Below are 411 nucleotides of genomic sequence, written 5' to 3' on the forward strand. Positions count from 1 at the left end.
ACGATAGGTGTCGTTGCTGTAGCTGCCCGACAGGTAATCGTTACCAGTGCCTCCGATCAGCACATCGGCACCGTCGCCAGCGTAGAGCGCATCGTCTCCAGCCCCGCCGGAAAGCGTCTCGCTGTTGTAACTGCCCCACAATCTATCGTTGTAGTCTGTACCGAGGCCAGCCCGCGCCATGAGATCGGCATGGCTCCAGACCGTGCCGTCCGCAAACGTCACTTGCTCGATCCGGTCCGAACTGGACGTCAGCGTATTGCGCAAGGTCACCTGGTCTGTCGTGCCCGCGATCACGAGCAGCAGGTCGTTCGAATTCACGGCAGTAACCGTGACATCCGAAGTGGCAATGCCAGCCCCGAACGCGAGCGTATCGGTGCCATTGCCGTTGTCCTCGATCACATCCTGGCCGTC

The 411-nt window shown here is 60.6% G+C and carries 1 protein-coding gene; it reads right to left on the minus strand.

The window, feature by feature from the left end; all coding sequences use genetic code 11:
• The coding region (locus MTR66_RS21130; protein WP_327194538.1) for a calcium-binding protein at nt 1-411 on the minus strand (411 nt) is incomplete at both ends.

Origin of the sequence: Novosphingobium beihaiense (assembly GCF_022832375.1) — a bacterium.
Classification (GTDB): Bacteria; Pseudomonadota; Alphaproteobacteria; order Sphingomonadales; family Sphingomonadaceae; genus Novosphingobium; species Novosphingobium beihaiensis.